A 13,319-nucleotide genomic window follows, 5' to 3' on the forward strand; every position below is an offset into this window, starting at 1 on the left:
CAGCCCGAGGAGCAACGTGGACGATCAGATGGACTACCCGGCTCCCGGCCGGGTGGAGCGGCGCGCGGTGCGGGGCGACGAGAGCGCGCGGGCCGGACGCCTGTGGTGGGACGGCGCCGCCGACGCCTACCAGGCCGAACACGGTGACTTCCTGCGTGACGTGGGGTTCGTCTGGTCGCCCGAGGGCGTGGACGAGGCCGACGTGCGGCTGCTCGGGGACCTGGACGGAAAGCGGGTCCTGGAGGTCGGCTGCGGCGCCGGGCAGTGCGGCCGGTGGCTGCGCGCGGAGGGTGTGCGCGAGGTCGTGGGGTTCGACCTGGCCTGGCGGCAGCTCCAGCACTCCCGGAGGATCGACGAGCAGACCGGGCACCGGTTGCCCGCCGTCCAGGCCGACGCGCAGCGCATGCCGTTCGCCGCGGACTCCTTCGACGTCGTCTTCTCCTCGTTCGGGGCGTTCCCGTTCGTGCCGGCCGCCGAGACCGCGCTGGCCGAGGCCGGTCGGGTGCTCAGGCCCGGCGGGCGGTTCGTGTTCTCGGTGACGCACCCGATCCGTTGGTGCTTCCCGGACGACCCCACCGAACGGGGGATGACCGTGCGGCAGAGCTACTTCGACCGCCGCGCCTACGTGGAGGAGGACGACGAGGGCCGGGCGGTCTACGTCGAGCACCACCACACCGTGGGCGACTGGTTGCGGGGGATCGTGGCGGCGGGGCTGGAGTTCCGGGACATGGTCGAGCCGGAGTGGCCCGAGGACAACGACCAGGTGTGGGGCGGCTGGGGGCCGGTACGCGGCCGGATGATCCCGGGGACGGCGATCTTCTCGGCGGTCAAGCCGGGGTAGCGGTTTCCGCGTCAGCCGAGCAGGTACGCGGGCGGGACGGAGTCGGTCAGCCACACGCCGTTCCCGCTCACGCCGAACCGGTGCCCGTCGGCGTGCATGCGGGCCGCGTCGACGGTGAGGACGACCGGGGAGCCCCGGCGTGCGCCGACCCGGCGGGCGGTCTCCCGGTCCGCCGACAGGTGGACGTGGTGGCGGTTCATCGGCCGCAGACCCTCGCGGCGGATCGCGGGCAGGAAGCGGCTCACGGTGCCGTGGAAGAGCAGTTCCGGTGGGGTCTCCGCCGTCAGCGAGAGGTCCACGTCCACCGAGTGCCCCTGTTGGGCCCGGATCCGCAGGCCGTCGGGGCTGAGTGCGAAGCGCTTCTTGTCGTTGGTCTCGACGATCTCCCGCAGACGCTCCGGGGTCAGGTGGTGCCCGGCACGGCGGCAGCCCGCGAGCAGGGCCTCGATCTCGACCCAGCCGTGCGGGTCGAGGCTGACCCCGGCCCGGCCGGGGTCGTGGCGCAGGACCAGGGAGAGGAACCTGGACGTGCGGGTGAGCTCTCTGTTGTCGTTTTTCACGGACCCGATGATCGCGCCGGATCGCGGCGGGGTCGAGGGGTTTTCCGCCTGCCAAAACCCCTTGGGGACGGCCCTGGGCGGGCGGTAGCTTCGTGGCTCTACGAGAGGAGCCGCGTGTCCCAGCGACTGCGTGAGGTGTGGAACCAGACCCGTGCCGCCTACGAGCGGGAGAGCTACGAGGCCGACGGCGTTCGGGTGGATCTTTCCGGGCCCCTGGGGACGATGCGCGCGGGCACGCGGCTCCACCTGCCCGAGGAGATCGCGGAGCTGCCCGTCCCGGCGGCTGGTCGCGAGACCCGCTTCGAGGTCACCGGGGAGAGCACTCTGGCGGCGGCGCGGAGGCTGGTCGCGGAGGAGCCGGGCCGGGTGGCGGCGCTGAACTTCGCCTCGGCCCGCAGACCAGGGGGCGGGGTGACCAACGGAGCGAAGGCCCAGGAGGAGAGCCTGGCCCGGTCCAGCGCGCTCTACGACTCGCTGATCCGCTGTCCCGAGTACTACGACCACCACGTGGCGGAGCGGAGTCTGCTGTACAGCGACCGGGTGATCTGGTCACCGGGCGTTCCGGTGTTCCGTGACGACCGCGCGGGGTGGCTGCCCGAGCCGGTGCTGGTGGACTTCCTCACCGCGGCCGCGCCCAACCGGCGCATGGTCCAGAGGAACCAGCCCGAACTCCTGCCGCTGGTGCCGCCCGCGCTGGACGAACGAGTCCGCGCGGTGCTGGCCGTGGCCGCCCACCACGGCACCACCCGGCTCGTGCTGGGGGCGTGGGGCTGCGGGGTGTTCGGCAACCGTCCCGAGACGGTGGCCGCCGCGTTCGCCAAGCACCTGAAGGGGGACTTGGCGGGGGTGTTCGCTCGGGTGGTCTTCGCGGTGTTGGACCGGGATCCCGGGGTACGCAGACCCTTCGAGGAGGCCTTCGATGAACGCATGGAGCGGTGAGTTCGAGAGCCGGGGGCCCGGTGGGGTCGCGGTTCGGAACGCGGTACCCGAGGACCACGGGCGGATCATCGCCGTGTGCGACGACTGGTGGGGGAGGCCGGTGGCGCACATCCTGCCGAGGCTGTTCCTCGACCACTTCGGTGGGACGTCCCTGGTCGTCGAGGACGACGAGGGGATCGCGGGGTTCCTGGTGGGCTTCCCCAGCCCCGACCGGGCGGCGGAGGCCTACGTGCACTTCACCGGGGTGGCTCCGAGGCATCGGCGCTCCGGTGTGGGGCGGGAGATGTACCGCCTGTTCACCGACGCCGCGCGGGCCGACGGGCGTTCCCTGGTGCGCGCGGTCACCTCGCCGTCCAACGAGCGCTCGATCGCGTTCCACCGTTCGCTCGGGTTCGCGGTGACCGGTCCGTTCGAGGACTACGACGGTCCGGGCGACGACCGGGTGTGCTTCGCGCTCCAGCTCTAGACCGGGGGCCGGGGTTGTCGGTGTCGCGTTCCGGGGGCGGGGCCTTGACGACTCCGGCGGCTTGGTGATGGTGTCGATGTGCACGTGGGAGTTGTCGTAGACGTGGAAGCCGTCTCCCCGCGCATTATCCGGGCCATCGGAGAAGGGGCGGGAGTGCGACTCAAGCTCGATCTGCACGACATTTTCAACAAGGGCGTCAGCATCGACAAGGCCCTGAACGACATCATGGACGAGGCCGAACGGAAGCGGGCCAAGACCATCGAGATCATCCCGGGCAAGGGCTCGGGGCAGTTGAAGAAGCGGGTGCTGCGCTTCCTCGACCGCAAGGATGTCAAGGCCCGCTACCACCGCGTCGAGAAAGACTCGAAGAACTTCGGCCGCCTGTTCGTCCACTTCAAGCACTGAGAGGGCCAACTTGGCTAGGTTGGCGTGTCGTGAGGGTATGAGCACTGAGCCCCATGGAGCTGTCTGTCGCGGAGGCCAGTGACCACTTCGTCCAGCGTGTGAACCGTGCGGCCCTGTGAGGTCACGTACGTGACCAGCGGACGCAGCCATGAGCGTGTCGCCGCGAATCTGGGAGTTTCCGCGCCTTTTCGCCCCTTAGGCTCGTGTGGTTCCGTCACCTCAACCCCGGGAGGCCGTCGTGAGCTATGACCTCGAAGCCGTCATCGCCGAATCCACGCTCCTGCGTTCGGTCGCCCACGACCCCACCCCGTTTCGGCCTGCGGCCCTGAACCAAGGGCTGGGGCTGGTGCCCGCCACGGACGGGTTCGCCGCCGTGGACACCCGGGCCGCCGACAACCCGCCCGGATTCGTTCGCCTCACCGAACACCTGGCCGAGCGGATCGCCGCGTGGTCGCACCAGGGCCCGGTGGCCTATGTCGAGGCCGAGTACTTCGGCGGGACCGGCTCCCAGAGCGCGGTCGTGTGGGACGGGGGCGAGATCGTCCTGGGCCCCCTCCACCAGCGGGAAGGCGTTCCCACCCCGGAGGAGGGCGGCCCGATCTCCCGGGCACTGCGTCACCTGGGCGTGACCGTCGGCCCCGACGACCTCGACGAGTTCGACGCCGCCGGGTTGGGCGCCCACCGATCCACCGACGGCTGGGCCAAACGCGCGATGCCCCTCACGGACAGCTAGGCACTGCTTTTGGGCAGGAGCGGGCGAGCAGGGCCCCTCGGCATCGGAGAGTTCATGACGGCCGGACACATCGACCGCTATACCGGCGTCGGCCCCGCTCCGCTCCCGCCTCCAAGGAACAGCTCCTAGGTCAGGATGCTGATGTCGTGCGTGAGGGTTCGTCCCAGGAGCTCCAGGGTGGTCAGGCCCAGGAGGAGGGTGGAGCTGATGGCGGTGGCGGGCCATCCCCACCAGGGGCGGGGTGCGCGGTGGCGGCCCCGGGGGAGGGCGGGTTCCGGCTCTGCCCGCGAGGCGTCGGCTGCCCTTTGGGCCTCTTGGGTCTTCTGTTCGCGTTGTTGGCGGGCCACCTTGACCCAGTGCGGGAGGGGTCCGTGTTGAAGCATGTAGGCCACGCGGGGGTTGTCGCCCATCTGGCGCAGCAGGCGTTCCTGCCGGGCCTGGTAGGTCTCGTCCCAAGGAGACTCTGACGCCGGAGGCGGGGTGGCCCGGGGTGGGGTGGCCCGGGGTGGGGTGGTCCGGGGTGGGGTGGTCCGGGGCGACCCTGATGCCGGAGGCGGGACAGCCCGGGGAGAGGCGAGCCGAGGTGGGGTGGCCCTGGACCGGTGGGTGCTGGTGGTGGGGCGGGGGAAGCGGTGGCCTCGGGGTGCGGTCAGGACCGACCGCACCGCCGGGCTGAGCTGGTGGCCGGTCATCGGCCACCCCCACCAGCGACCAGGGCGGGCAGGGTGAACTCGGCCCAGATGACGGTGCCGAGTCCGGCGCAGAACGGGAAGTCCAGCACCGGCCGGGTGCCCCACCGGGACGCCAGTTCACCGATCATGAGCAGGCCCCGGCCGCGTTCGGACCGGTCCCACTCCATCCTCGTGCGCCTGCGCGGAACCCTCGGAGCGCTGTCGGTGGGGGCGTCGGTTCGGGTGCCGTCATCGATGATCGAGACCCGGACCGTCCCAGGCCGGGGCAGGTCCAAGGTCCGGACCACCCGTCCGTCGGGGTCCTGTCCGGAGCGGGAGTGCTCACAGGCGTTGGCGAACATCTCGCTCACGCACAACACCATCTCCTCCCGCACCTCGACCGGGAGGCTGGTCATCCGGTCTAGGTCCAAGGCGAGGTCGGTGCGGACCCGGCTGGTCTGGGAGAGCTGTCCGGGGTAGACGCGGCACTCCCACCGGGGGGCGTTGTCGGGTGGGCTGTTCGTGTGGTCGAGGGCATGGGTGTGCGGCACAATGGCCATGTCGGCAATCTGCTTTCTTTAACCAGGGGTTGTTGTCGGCCTGCTCTGGGGGTGTGTCAGCACCCGCCAGAGCTTTTTCATGGGACCCCACAGGCCGTGGGGTCCTCACTCGCTACCTGGGCGTACTCCACAGGGTGTGCTGGGGTCCGTGGACCCACACGGTCTGGAGTCCCCGTTCCAGGTCAACGCTCAGCCCGAAGTCCGACACGGCCGGACGGTCCCAGCGCTGCCACACGTCCCAGGCCCCGGCCGCCTCGTCGACCAGTCGCCTGCCGCTGCCCTGTTCCACGCGACCGTCCGCGTGCAGCCGCGCCCACCCGGGCTCGGCGGAGGTCGAGGTCACCCACACGTAGGGCTCCGTGCCGCCCTCCTCCATTCCCATTCCGAAGGCCCAGTGGGGCATCAGCAGGGACAGCAGCAGTGCCTCCTCGCCGTCGAGCCACGGAGCGCGCGGGTCGCCCGGGACCCGTTCGGTGGTCTGGGCCTCGATCCCCTGATGTGGGGGCGGGGTCCCTCCGGGGTCTCGCTGACCGCGCGCCCACATGAAGGCCAGAGCTCCCTCGAACCGCCCCTCGGCCGTGGTGGCGGTCGTGTCCAGGACGGCGAGGGCCCCGCTCGGGGACCCGGGGGTGGGTGCCCACGGCGTGACGATCCGTCCCCGTCCGCGCATCCGGCGCAGCCAGACGGACGGCACCCGGGACACGGAGCAGGTGGAGATCACCCGGTCGTATCCGAGGAGGTCCCCGGCGGCCGCTTCGCCGTCTCCGGTGAGCACGGTCGGGTGGACGCCGTGGGTGAAGAGCGCGGAGCGGGCGGTCTCGGCCACGGTCGCGTCGATCTCGACGGTGGTGACCTGGCTGGATCCCAACATCTGGCAGAGGAGGGCGGCGTTGTACCCGGTGCCGGTGCCCACCTCCAGGACCCGGTGAGTGGGGGCGAGGTCGGCGGCGGTGAGCATTCGCGCCATCACGGTGGGGGCGGAGGAGGACGAGGAGGGCATGAGCCTGCCGCCCTCGTGGCCGTCGTCGAGCTGGGTGGTGAGCGCCTGGTCCGTGTACACCGCACGCGTCCACGCCTCGGGGTCGGAGGTGCGGTCGTAGCGGGCGAAGCCCGGACCCCACATGACGTCGGTGAGGAACCGGTGCCGGGGGACGGCCGCGAACAACCGGCGGATGTGGTCGGGGGTCTCGTCCGGGAGTCGGGCGGCGAGGGCCGAAGGGGTGTGCTCCATGGTGACGTTCTGCCCCATCAGATCTTTCCCGTCCCCTTGCAGGGCTGGCAGGGGACCCAGCGCCCCATGCTCTTGCCGGGGGTCTGGCCGTCGTTCGTGACCATCGTGCCGCCCTGCCCGTTGCAGGCGCCGCACATCGCGGCGGTGGACGGCTGAGGCGTGGACTGAGGGGGTCGGCTGGGGCTGCGGGGGGTCGTCGGGCGGGTGGGGGCGATGGTCGACACGGGTGGTCTCCTTCTTGTTAGGGGTGCGGGCCACCGGTTCCGATGGTCCTGGTGTGGGCTGTGTGGCGTGCGGGGGCGGTCCGCCAGGTCGCCATGAAGGCGCTGAGCGGTGCGGGTGCCGGGATGAACGACATGGTTCGGGTTCCCGCCGAAGCTCTGACCGGGGGCGAAGCCTCGGCGGGATCGGGTCCTGGCTAGGCGCTGGGCGGGAGTTTGGGCGGGTGGGTGCCCAGGTGGCGGTGGGTGAGTAGCCGCAGGAGTTCGGTGCGGTCGGGTGCGGTGATGCGCTCGTAGGGGTCGCCGTCACCGGTCCACCCCAGGGGGCGGCGGGCCACGTAGGTCTCTTTGGGTGCCTTGCCTTCCACGGTCATGTTCCAGTGCTTGTAGAGCAGGGCGCAGAGCACGTGCTCCGGAACCGGCAGGGACTCCGTGTGGGGGCTGTTCTGCTTCGGGACCGTGCTCGCTACTGGCCTGTTGCCGGGTACCCGGGTGGGTGCGGGGTGGTCGTGGATGGACTGGTCGATCAGCTGTATCGCCAGTTCGGCGTTGCTCTCCTCGCGAGCGGTCCGCAGGGCTTCCAGGACCAGGGGGAGGCGGTTGCGCAGGGTGTGGTTGTGCCACACGTCCAGCTGCGCGGGAGTGAGATGGGCCGGGGCGGTGAGGGCGTCTTCGGCCACGGCCAGCAGGTCCCGGGTGTCGACGTCCAACATCAGCACTCCACCTCGTCCTTTTCGGTGTTGATGTGCATCCAGGGGTTGTGGGTGAGGTCGTAGGAGAGGTGGAACCAGACCTGCCGGAACCTGGGGTTGCCGTTGTCGCCCCACCGGTCCGCCAACGCGTTCACCAGCCCCAAACCGATGCCCTGGCCGCTCCCCGGACCCGATTCCGGGTCGAGCGTGTCCAGGTCAGTCGCGGTGAACGGGCCCGGTTCAAGGGGGAGGCGGCTGCCCTGGTCCTGGCAGGTCAGCGTCAGGCCCGTCGCGCCCCGGTCCACCGTGAGTGAGTAGGTGCTGCCGTGCTCGCTCGACAGGGAGTGGGCGATGGCGTTGTTGGCCAACTCCACTCCCAGGAGGGTGAACAGGAACCGGAAGTCGGTGGAGCGTTCGGCGGCGCTGGTGTCCAGGAACGCCCGCACCAGAGGCATGAGACCGGGCAATCCAGCGAAGGCGTACTTGCGCTTACGGAACGGGGTGCCCACGGTCCGGGAGAAGTAGTGGGCGTGAAACGGCTTGATGAAACTCGCCAGCGGGACCGTGGCCTCGCGGTGGGTCAGTTCGGGGGAGAACACGCTCACGAGGCCACCGCCAACCGCCGCAGACCGACCAGGACGGCCCCCAGGACCTGCATGGGGACGGAGTCGATCGGGCGCCGGGGCGCGGGGATCAACGGACCACGAGAGCGAGACGTGGTGGTGCGGGGGTTGGTGGCGAAGGCCCGCACACGCGCGGCCTGCCGGGGACGACGGCGATGGAACGCCACGGACGCGAGATGGCACACGCATGCCAGCGCGGAGAGTTTCAGGGGTCGGGGCGCCATGAGCACGCACCTCCTGGATCGGATGCCGGATGGGAGGTCCGGCGGGAATAGGTGAGATCCAGTGTCACCCTGAAGCTTCAGGTTTTCAAGTCTTCATGAGATATTGCTTCAAAGAAGGCTCATTCATTCCTCTAGGCTTCATGAACGAAAGATTCATAGATGAGCGATTCGCGTAGCCCTGGCGCCGCCCGTAACATCCGAGAGCGAGACCGGGAAACTTCAGGAGGCGACATGGCGGATAACCGCAGGTCCATCCGGCGCCGACGCCTGTCAGCTGAGCTCAAGAAGGCCCGGGTCGAAGCGGGCAAGACCATCGAAGAGGTCTCGGAGGCCACCGAGTGGTCGATGGGCAAGATCAGCAACATCGAAACCGGTGTCCGCTTGAAGCCCACCGTCATGGAGATCCGAGGGCTGCTCGATGTCTACGGTGTCACTGACGAACGTCGCCGCGAGGCGATCCTCAGCCTCACTCGGCAAGCTCGCGAGCTGGGTTGGTGGTCCAAGTTCAGTGATGTCTTCACTGACGATTTCGTCGCGTTTGAGGGCGAGGCGCAGAGCATCCGCACCTACGAACTCGCACGAATCCCAGGCCTTCTCCAGACACCTCGGTATGTGGAGAGCCTGATGCGGGCGAGCCTCTACCAGAGCTCGTTCGACATAGAGCGTGCCGTTGAAACCCGACGAAAGCGGCAGCAAATCCTCGCCAAGCCTGATGCTCCTGAGCTGTGGGCGGTCATCGACGAGGCCGCTCTTCGCCGTATCCAGCGCGAGGACGTGCTGAAAGAACAGGTGGAGCACCTCATCGAGGTGGCCGAAGGTGACAACAGCGTGACGCTTCAGGTTCTGCCGTTCGCCAGCGGCATGCATGCTGGATTGCAGGGACCGTTCGTCATTCTGGACTTCGTTCCAGGCGTGAGTCCTGTGGTCTACCTCGAGATGGACATGGATGACCTGTACCTGGAGGAGCCCGAGGAGCTGGATCGGTACACGCGGCTGTTTGACCATGTCCGGGCGTCTGCGCGCTACCCTGAGGCATCCCTTCAGATCCTGAAGAACCTGATCTAGGACCGACCATGAACCTATTCCCGACCGCAGATCTGAACTTCCGCAAGTCCAGCTACAGCGACCGCAACAACTGTGTGGAGGTTGCTGGTCTCCCTCACGGTTCCGCTGTGCGCGATTCTCAGAACCCTACGCAGGGGCACTTGGAGCTCTCTGCCACCGAGTGGACGGCTCTGCTCGCCCAAGTACGTACCACGCGGTAGTCCAGACAGAAAGGAAGGGCGCCGGAGCTGGTCCGGCGCCCTTCACCTATTCCCGAGGACACAGTACCCCGTCGCTTTGCCCCCGGGAAGCAGGCTCCTCTGTCCACAGCTGGACAGGAGTTCGGGACATCTTTCTCTGCACACAGGGCGTAGAAGCGGGCAGGACTGTGCATGAGCCAGTCAATACCCTCACCCCCAGCGGAGGCCCCCAGATGAAGGTGGAAGAGGCCGAACCGCTGCGACATTGAGGACCTCCTCAACATCTACGAGATCACCGATGCTGAGCGTCGAGAGGCGACCCTGTCCCTCGTCAAGCAGTCCCGGCAGCAAGGCTGGTGGGTCAGCTACAGCGATGTGTGGGGATCGGGAACGTTCGTTGGTCTGGAGGCCGAGGCCCGATCGGTCCGAACGTTCGAGGCACTCGCGATTCCCGGTCTACTCCAGACAGAGGAGTACGCCCGTGCGGTGATCAAAGCGGGAAGGTTCACCGACGAGGACGAGGACGAGGACGAGGACGATCGTCGAGTCCAGGCCCGCATGATCCGAAAGCAAGTACTGTCCGGTCCCGACGCACCCCTGTACTGGGCTGTGGTGGACGAAGCTGCCTTCCGCAAGAGCCCTCGCGGACAACTGGAACACCTCTTGGAGGTTCAAGGTCCCCGTCTGGGTGTCCAGGTCCTTCCTGACGCGGCCGGTCCACATGCAGCGCTCACAGCACCGTTCGTGATCCTCGATTTCCCTGATCCGGACCCGGGCACGGTCTATGTCTCCACGTGGTCTGATGAGCTGTTCTTGGAGAAGCCGTCACACTTGGAGCAGTACGAGAGCCTGTGGCGGCACATCACCGCGTTCGCCCTGTCGGTCGAGGACTCCCGGGCTCTGATCCGGACCCTGATCACTGAGAAGCAGAAAGCGTAGAGAGCAAACCCATGAGCGTTTCCCGAACCCTCCCCACCGGCTGGCGCAAGAGCAGCTACAGCGGCGCCCGTGACCAGAACTGCGTTGAGGTCGCAGACCTCCCGTCCGCGGCTGCCGTCCGCGACACCCAGAATCGTGAGGCCGGGTATCTGGCTGTGCCTACCGCTGAGTGGTCTGCGCTGCTTGGAGTCATTCGCAGGTAATCCCACGTGCAGAAGGCGCCGACCCCTTGAGTTCTAGTGGTCGGCGCCTTCTGCATGCATCACCCAATGCATTTCCCGCGAGCACTGTACCTGGGTGCTCCTGAGGTGGGAAGGATCCTCCGTTGACCGACCCGTGGCCGCAGTAGGCCACGGGCTCGGGACGTTCTCCTCTGCACACAGGGGGTAGGAGCGGGCAGGACTGTGCATGAGTCAGTCAGTGCCCCACCCCCAGCGGAGGTTCCCAGGATGCACCCTCACATCGACGAACTCACCTTCCACAAGTCCAGCTACAGCGGAGGCCGCACCGACAACTGTGTGGAAGTCGCCCGCTTCCGCAAGTCCAGCTACTCAAGCACCAGCCGCGACTGCGTGGAGGTCGCTGACCTGCCCACCGGCGCCGCTGTCCGCGACACTCAGAACAGGGGCCTCGGTGCGCTGTCCTTCCCGTCCTCGGAGTGGACCGCGCTGCTTCGAGCCTCCAAGTAGCTAAGCAACGGAGGCCCCGACTGGTGCTGGTCGGGGCCTTCCTCGTTCTTGAGCACTCAGGAACTCCTCCAGTTCCCGGGGCGAAAGAGGCTGGTCCGGGCCGCCGTCACGTCGGCCGTACCTACTGCTCTCGGTGAGACTCAGCAGTCCCGCACGAGTTCGATACCGATGGCCACCACACCCAGCGCTTCACGCTCGGCCGGGTAAATCTCCCGAATGTTGCGAAGCTGGTCTTCGCGGGACGCGGTCGGGTTGACCGACGAAACGGGTTCGTGGTCGAACATCTCGTCGAAGTCCCGATAGCGGGCCAGCCTGGTGATCCGCGTGAGTACTTCTTCGTCTTCGTCGCGGCACTTGAACCGCAACAGGTCGCCTTCCTTCAACCTCTGGCGGGATGAGTCGTTGACCCTGATCTCGGTCGTCTTCTCGCCCGAGGCGATCAGGTCGAAGTACCGCTTGTAGATGCCCATCTCGTGCGCTCGGCGGCGCTGGTCGAGGTCGGCGGGTCGGTTGGTCATGAGTCGTCCGAGTTCCTTGAAGGTGAAGCTTCGGAAGAACAGCTTCGGCATCGGTGGGGCGCCCGCGCCGCGCGTGCACCTGGGAGGAAGATCCGAATCGGCATCCGCTCACCAGAGGTGCCCGGCACTCCCAGAGCCCCGTCTACCAGCTGTGCGCCGACCGCTGATCGTGGATCAACCCTCCGAGTCGCGGACGTCCTTCCCCTGCTCCGCGAACGCCTTGAAGTCCTCCATGTGCTGGAGCGACTGCTTGCGGAAGGCTCCGGGCATCACGAACCCCACCAGGCGCATCATCAGTCCATCGAACCGGTACTCGTTCTCGCTCTCCCAGAGCGTCGTCTCCGGACCGGCTTCGGTCAGCCGGTCCCGCACCGCGTTCCACATGCCCTCAGCAACGATCTCGCGGTCGAAGTGAACAACCACGTCCTCCGGGATCCCGTGCAGTTCCTCCGGCTCCCGGCGCGTGACGGTCTCGGTGGCCTCCATCTCCTGCTGCCCCGTCCGAAACACGACCCGCGACCGGGTACCGACCTCCCCGTGCTCCCCACTCACCGGCTCATGCGACACCAGACCCCGCAACCACTTCGCCATGTGCGCCGGGTCAGCGAGCAGCTGTGCCACCCTCTCCCGCGGGAGGGCGATCTCGATCGAGACGGTGTACTTCATGGCGGAGTGCTCCGGGTTCCCGAGTGACGTGGCGTGCGGGTGCAGCCTCACCTCATGCTATTCACCCGCGCCCTCACGTCCCGTGATCGTTCCCCCCGTTCCGCCTGGTCACGGCTCCTGTCGCCAGCGAGTGCAAGGCTTGGACGCACGCTGGCCGACGGTCTCCCCGTCGGCTCGTTGTCAAGACTTTGCCCCGCTCATCCCCGGCATGGCAGTGCCCGGGAGCAGACTCGAATATGGAGCCACGGACGGGAGGCACCATGATCACCACCGACTACGTGATCGGCTCGCCCTGCTGGATCGAGCTGACCACCGCCGACGTGGACCGGGCGATCGACTTCTACAGCCGGGTCTTCGGCTGGACAGCGGAGTCCGCAGGTCCGGACACCGGCGGCTACATGCTGCTCAGGTACGAGGGGTCCCTGATCGGCGGACTCGGGCCGAAGATGTCCGAGGACCAGCCCGTCAGCTGGTCCCTCTACTTCAACACCCCCGATCTGGACGCGACGTTCAACCGCGCCCGCGAACTGGGCGCCACACCCTACGTCGAACCCATGGACGTCATGGGCCTGGGAAGAATGGCCTACGTGACCGACCCCCAGGGCGGCTCGGTCTCACTCTGGGAGGCCGGAACCCTCCCGGGCATGGAACGGACCGACGACCCCAACACCCTCGTGTGGGCCGAACTGTGGACCCCCTCGGCGCAGGGCGCCAGGGACTTCTACAGCGGCCTCTTCGGGTGGGAGTTCGAGGCCTTCGAGCTCCCGGGCGACGGAGACGGAGACGGAAGCGTCTACTCCGTGGCCCGCCCCGCCGGTCTGGGCGACGACCGGGCCTTCGGCGGGGTCATGGAGGTCGCCGAAGCCGACCTGCCCGCCACCCGGGGCGCGGCCGACTGGCACCCGGTCTTCCACGTCACCGACTGCGACGCCACCGTGGCGGAGATGACCTCCGCCGGCGCCCACGTCTACATGGGACCGGACGACGTCCCGGGCGTGGGACGCCTGGCAGTGGGCGCCGACCCGTTCGGCGCCGGGTTCGTGCTGCTCACCCCGAACCCCGGGTAGGTCCGCCCCCGCTCCGTGGCACCCACGGAG

At 68.3% G+C, this 13,319-nt stretch carries 21 protein-coding genes; 11 read left to right on the plus strand and 10 right to left on the minus strand.

The window, feature by feature from the left end:
- Positions 1-16: 16 nt before the first annotated feature.
- Positions 17-841, plus strand: a complete 825-nt coding sequence (locus AC0VYL_RS00795; protein ID WP_475457927.1) for a class I SAM-dependent methyltransferase — start codon at positions 17-19, stop codon at positions 839-841.
- A gap of 11 nt (positions 842-852) precedes the next feature.
- Here AC0VYL_RS00795 and AC0VYL_RS00800 read toward each other — a convergent pair whose 3' ends face one another.
- Positions 853-1,401 (minus strand): RNA 2'-phosphotransferase, encoded by a 549-nt coding sequence (locus tag AC0VYL_RS00800; RefSeq protein WP_475482017.1) that lies wholly within the window; start codon positions 1,399-1,401, stop codon positions 853-855.
- Positions 1,402-1,515: 114 nt separating this feature from the next.
- Here AC0VYL_RS00800 and AC0VYL_RS00805 point away from each other — a divergent pair, with 114 nt between their 5' ends.
- The 4 genes from AC0VYL_RS00805 to AC0VYL_RS00820 all read left to right on the plus strand — a co-directional run bounded on the left by AC0VYL_RS00805 (position 1,516) and on the right by AC0VYL_RS00820 (position 3,944).
- The gene (locus AC0VYL_RS00805; RefSeq protein WP_475482018.1) at positions 1,516-2,340 is read left to right on the plus strand and encodes a TIGR02452 family protein; all 825 of its coding nucleotides are present in this window, start codon (positions 1,516-1,518) and stop codon (positions 2,338-2,340) included.
- Positions 2,321-2,806 (plus strand): N-acetyltransferase family protein, encoded by a 486-nt coding sequence (locus AC0VYL_RS00810; protein WP_475482019.1) that lies wholly within the window; start codon positions 2,321-2,323, stop codon positions 2,804-2,806. The genes AC0VYL_RS00805 and AC0VYL_RS00810 overlap by 20 nt, the downstream gene beginning before the upstream one ends.
- Before the next feature lie 153 nt (positions 2,807-2,959).
- A complete protein-coding gene (locus tag AC0VYL_RS00815; RefSeq protein WP_475483444.1) occupies positions 2,960-3,211 on the plus strand; it encodes a Smr/MutS family protein in 252 nt (83 codons plus the stop codon).
- Between the two features lie 238 nt (positions 3,212-3,449).
- Positions 3,450-3,944, plus strand: coding sequence for a hypothetical protein (locus tag AC0VYL_RS00820; protein ID WP_475482020.1), 495 nt, complete (start codon positions 3,450-3,452; stop codon positions 3,942-3,944).
- A 125-nt stretch (positions 3,945-4,069) separates the two neighbouring features.
- On the opposite strand, the gene AC0VYL_RS00825 is transcribed toward AC0VYL_RS00820, so the two are convergent.
- From AC0VYL_RS00825 to AC0VYL_RS00855, 7 genes are all read right to left on the minus strand, one after another.
- Positions 4,070-4,354 carry a hypothetical protein gene (locus AC0VYL_RS00825; RefSeq protein WP_475482021.1) on the minus strand — a complete coding sequence of 95 codons (285 nt, stop codon included), beginning with the start codon at positions 4,352-4,354 and terminating at the stop codon, positions 4,070-4,072.
- Positions 4,355-4,632: 278 nt separating this feature from the next.
- Positions 4,633-5,175, minus strand: a complete 543-nt coding sequence (locus AC0VYL_RS00830; protein WP_475482022.1) for an ATP-binding protein — start codon at positions 5,173-5,175, stop codon at positions 4,633-4,635.
- A gap of 112 nt (positions 5,176-5,287) precedes the next feature.
- Positions 5,288-6,424: a methyltransferase domain-containing protein gene (locus AC0VYL_RS00835; protein WP_475482023.1), complete on the minus strand. Its 1,137-nt coding sequence runs from the start codon at positions 6,422-6,424 to the stop codon at positions 5,288-5,290.
- Positions 6,424-6,630, minus strand: a complete 207-nt coding sequence (locus tag AC0VYL_RS00840; RefSeq protein WP_210843780.1) for a hypothetical protein — start codon at positions 6,628-6,630, stop codon at positions 6,424-6,426. The genes AC0VYL_RS00835 and AC0VYL_RS00840 overlap by 1 nt, the downstream gene beginning before the upstream one ends.
- Positions 6,631-6,824: 194 nt before the next feature.
- Complete coding sequence (locus AC0VYL_RS00845) at positions 6,825-7,340, minus strand: hypothetical protein (protein WP_475482024.1); 516 nt, start codon at positions 7,338-7,340, stop codon at positions 6,825-6,827.
- Positions 7,340-7,924 (minus strand): ATP-binding protein, encoded by a 585-nt coding sequence (locus tag AC0VYL_RS00850; protein ID WP_475482025.1) that lies wholly within the window; start codon positions 7,922-7,924, stop codon positions 7,340-7,342. Before AC0VYL_RS00850 ends, AC0VYL_RS00845 begins: the two co-directional genes overlap by 1 nt.
- Positions 7,921-8,166, minus strand: a complete 246-nt coding sequence (locus AC0VYL_RS00855; RefSeq protein WP_475482026.1) for a hypothetical protein — start codon at positions 8,164-8,166, stop codon at positions 7,921-7,923. Before AC0VYL_RS00855 ends, AC0VYL_RS00850 begins: the two co-directional genes overlap by 4 nt.
- 231 nt (positions 8,167-8,397) lie before the next feature.
- On the opposite strand from AC0VYL_RS00855, the gene AC0VYL_RS00860 reads away from it, so the two are divergent.
- The 5 genes from AC0VYL_RS00860 (at position 8,398) to AC0VYL_RS00880 (ending at position 11,038) form a co-directional block, all read left to right on the plus strand.
- Positions 8,398-9,231, plus strand: coding sequence for a helix-turn-helix domain-containing protein (locus tag AC0VYL_RS00860; protein WP_475482027.1), 834 nt, complete (start codon positions 8,398-8,400; stop codon positions 9,229-9,231).
- An 8-nt stretch (positions 9,232-9,239) separates the two neighbouring features.
- Entirely contained in the window at positions 9,240-9,431 is a 192-nt protein-coding gene (locus tag AC0VYL_RS00865) for a DUF397 domain-containing protein (RefSeq protein WP_475482028.1), read from the plus strand.
- A gap of 354 nt (positions 9,432-9,785) precedes the next feature.
- Complete coding sequence (locus AC0VYL_RS00870; protein ID WP_475482029.1) at positions 9,786-10,349, plus strand: DUF5753 domain-containing protein; 564 nt, start codon at positions 9,786-9,788, stop codon at positions 10,347-10,349.
- Between the two features lie 11 nt (positions 10,350-10,360).
- Positions 10,361-10,552: a DUF397 domain-containing protein gene (locus AC0VYL_RS00875; RefSeq protein WP_475482030.1), complete on the plus strand. Its 192-nt coding sequence runs from the start codon at positions 10,361-10,363 to the stop codon at positions 10,550-10,552.
- A 246-nt stretch (positions 10,553-10,798) separates the two neighbouring features.
- Entirely contained in the window at positions 10,799-11,038 is a 240-nt protein-coding gene (locus AC0VYL_RS00880) for a DUF397 domain-containing protein (RefSeq protein WP_475482031.1), read from the plus strand.
- A gap of 140 nt (positions 11,039-11,178) precedes the next feature.
- Here the strand turns inward: AC0VYL_RS00880 and AC0VYL_RS00885 are convergent, their stop codons facing one another.
- Positions 11,179-11,607 carry an ASCH domain-containing protein gene (locus AC0VYL_RS00885; protein WP_475482032.1) on the minus strand — a complete coding sequence of 143 codons (429 nt, stop codon included), beginning with the start codon at positions 11,605-11,607 and terminating at the stop codon, positions 11,179-11,181.
- A gap of 123 nt (positions 11,608-11,730) precedes the next feature.
- Positions 11,731-12,222 (minus strand): SRPBCC family protein, encoded by a 492-nt coding sequence (locus AC0VYL_RS00890; RefSeq protein ID WP_475457947.1) that lies wholly within the window; start codon positions 12,220-12,222, stop codon positions 11,731-11,733.
- Between the two features lie 260 nt (positions 12,223-12,482).
- Here AC0VYL_RS00890 and AC0VYL_RS00895 point away from each other — a divergent pair, with 260 nt between their 5' ends.
- Positions 12,483-13,289, plus strand: coding sequence for a VOC family protein (locus tag AC0VYL_RS00895; protein WP_475482033.1), 807 nt, complete (start codon positions 12,483-12,485; stop codon positions 13,287-13,289).
- The last annotated feature ends 30 nt before the right edge of the window (positions 13,290-13,319 follow it).

It is taken from the genome of Nocardiopsis sp. iso_238, from assembly GCF_056173325.1.

Bases quoted from the DNA above. Each gene is read 5' to 3' on its own strand.
- AC0VYL_RS00825 (WP_475482021.1), bottom strand. From the start codon at position 4,354: ATGGGCGACAACCCCCGCGTGGCCTACATGCTTCAACACGGACCCCTC.
- AC0VYL_RS00855 (WP_475482026.1), bottom strand. From the start codon at position 8,166: ATGGCGCCCCGACCCCTGAAACTCTCCGCGCTGGCATGCGTGTGCCAT.
- AC0VYL_RS00830 (WP_475482022.1), bottom strand. From the start codon at position 5,175: ATGGCCATTGTGCCGCACACCCATGCCCTCGACCACACGAACAGCCCA.
- AC0VYL_RS00835 (WP_475482023.1), bottom strand. From the start codon at position 6,424: ATGGGGCAGAACGTCACCATGGAGCACACCCCTTCGGCCCTCGCCGCC.
- AC0VYL_RS00890 (WP_475457947.1), bottom strand. From the start codon at position 12,222: ATGAAGTACACCGTCTCGATCGAGATCGCCCTCCCGCGGGAGAGGGTG.
- AC0VYL_RS00875 (WP_475482030.1), top strand. From the start codon at position 10,361: ATGAGCGTTTCCCGAACCCTCCCCACCGGCTGGCGCAAGAGCAGCTAC.
- AC0VYL_RS00880 (WP_475482031.1), top strand. From the start codon at position 10,799: ATGCACCCTCACATCGACGAACTCACCTTCCACAAGTCCAGCTACAGC.
- AC0VYL_RS00865 (WP_475482028.1), top strand. From the start codon at position 9,240: ATGAACCTATTCCCGACCGCAGATCTGAACTTCCGCAAGTCCAGCTAC.
- AC0VYL_RS00860 (WP_475482027.1), top strand. From the start codon at position 8,398: ATGGCGGATAACCGCAGGTCCATCCGGCGCCGACGCCTGTCAGCTGAG.
- AC0VYL_RS00895 (WP_475482033.1), top strand. From the start codon at position 12,483: ATGATCACCACCGACTACGTGATCGGCTCGCCCTGCTGGATCGAGCTG.
- AC0VYL_RS00845 (WP_475482024.1), bottom strand. From the start codon at position 7,340: ATGTTGGACGTCGACACCCGGGACCTGCTGGCCGTGGCCGAAGACGCC.
- AC0VYL_RS00885 (WP_475482032.1), bottom strand. From the start codon at position 11,607: ATGCCGAAGCTGTTCTTCCGAAGCTTCACCTTCAAGGAACTCGGACGA.
- AC0VYL_RS00810 (WP_475482019.1), top strand. From the start codon at position 2,321: ATGAACGCATGGAGCGGTGAGTTCGAGAGCCGGGGGCCCGGTGGGGTC.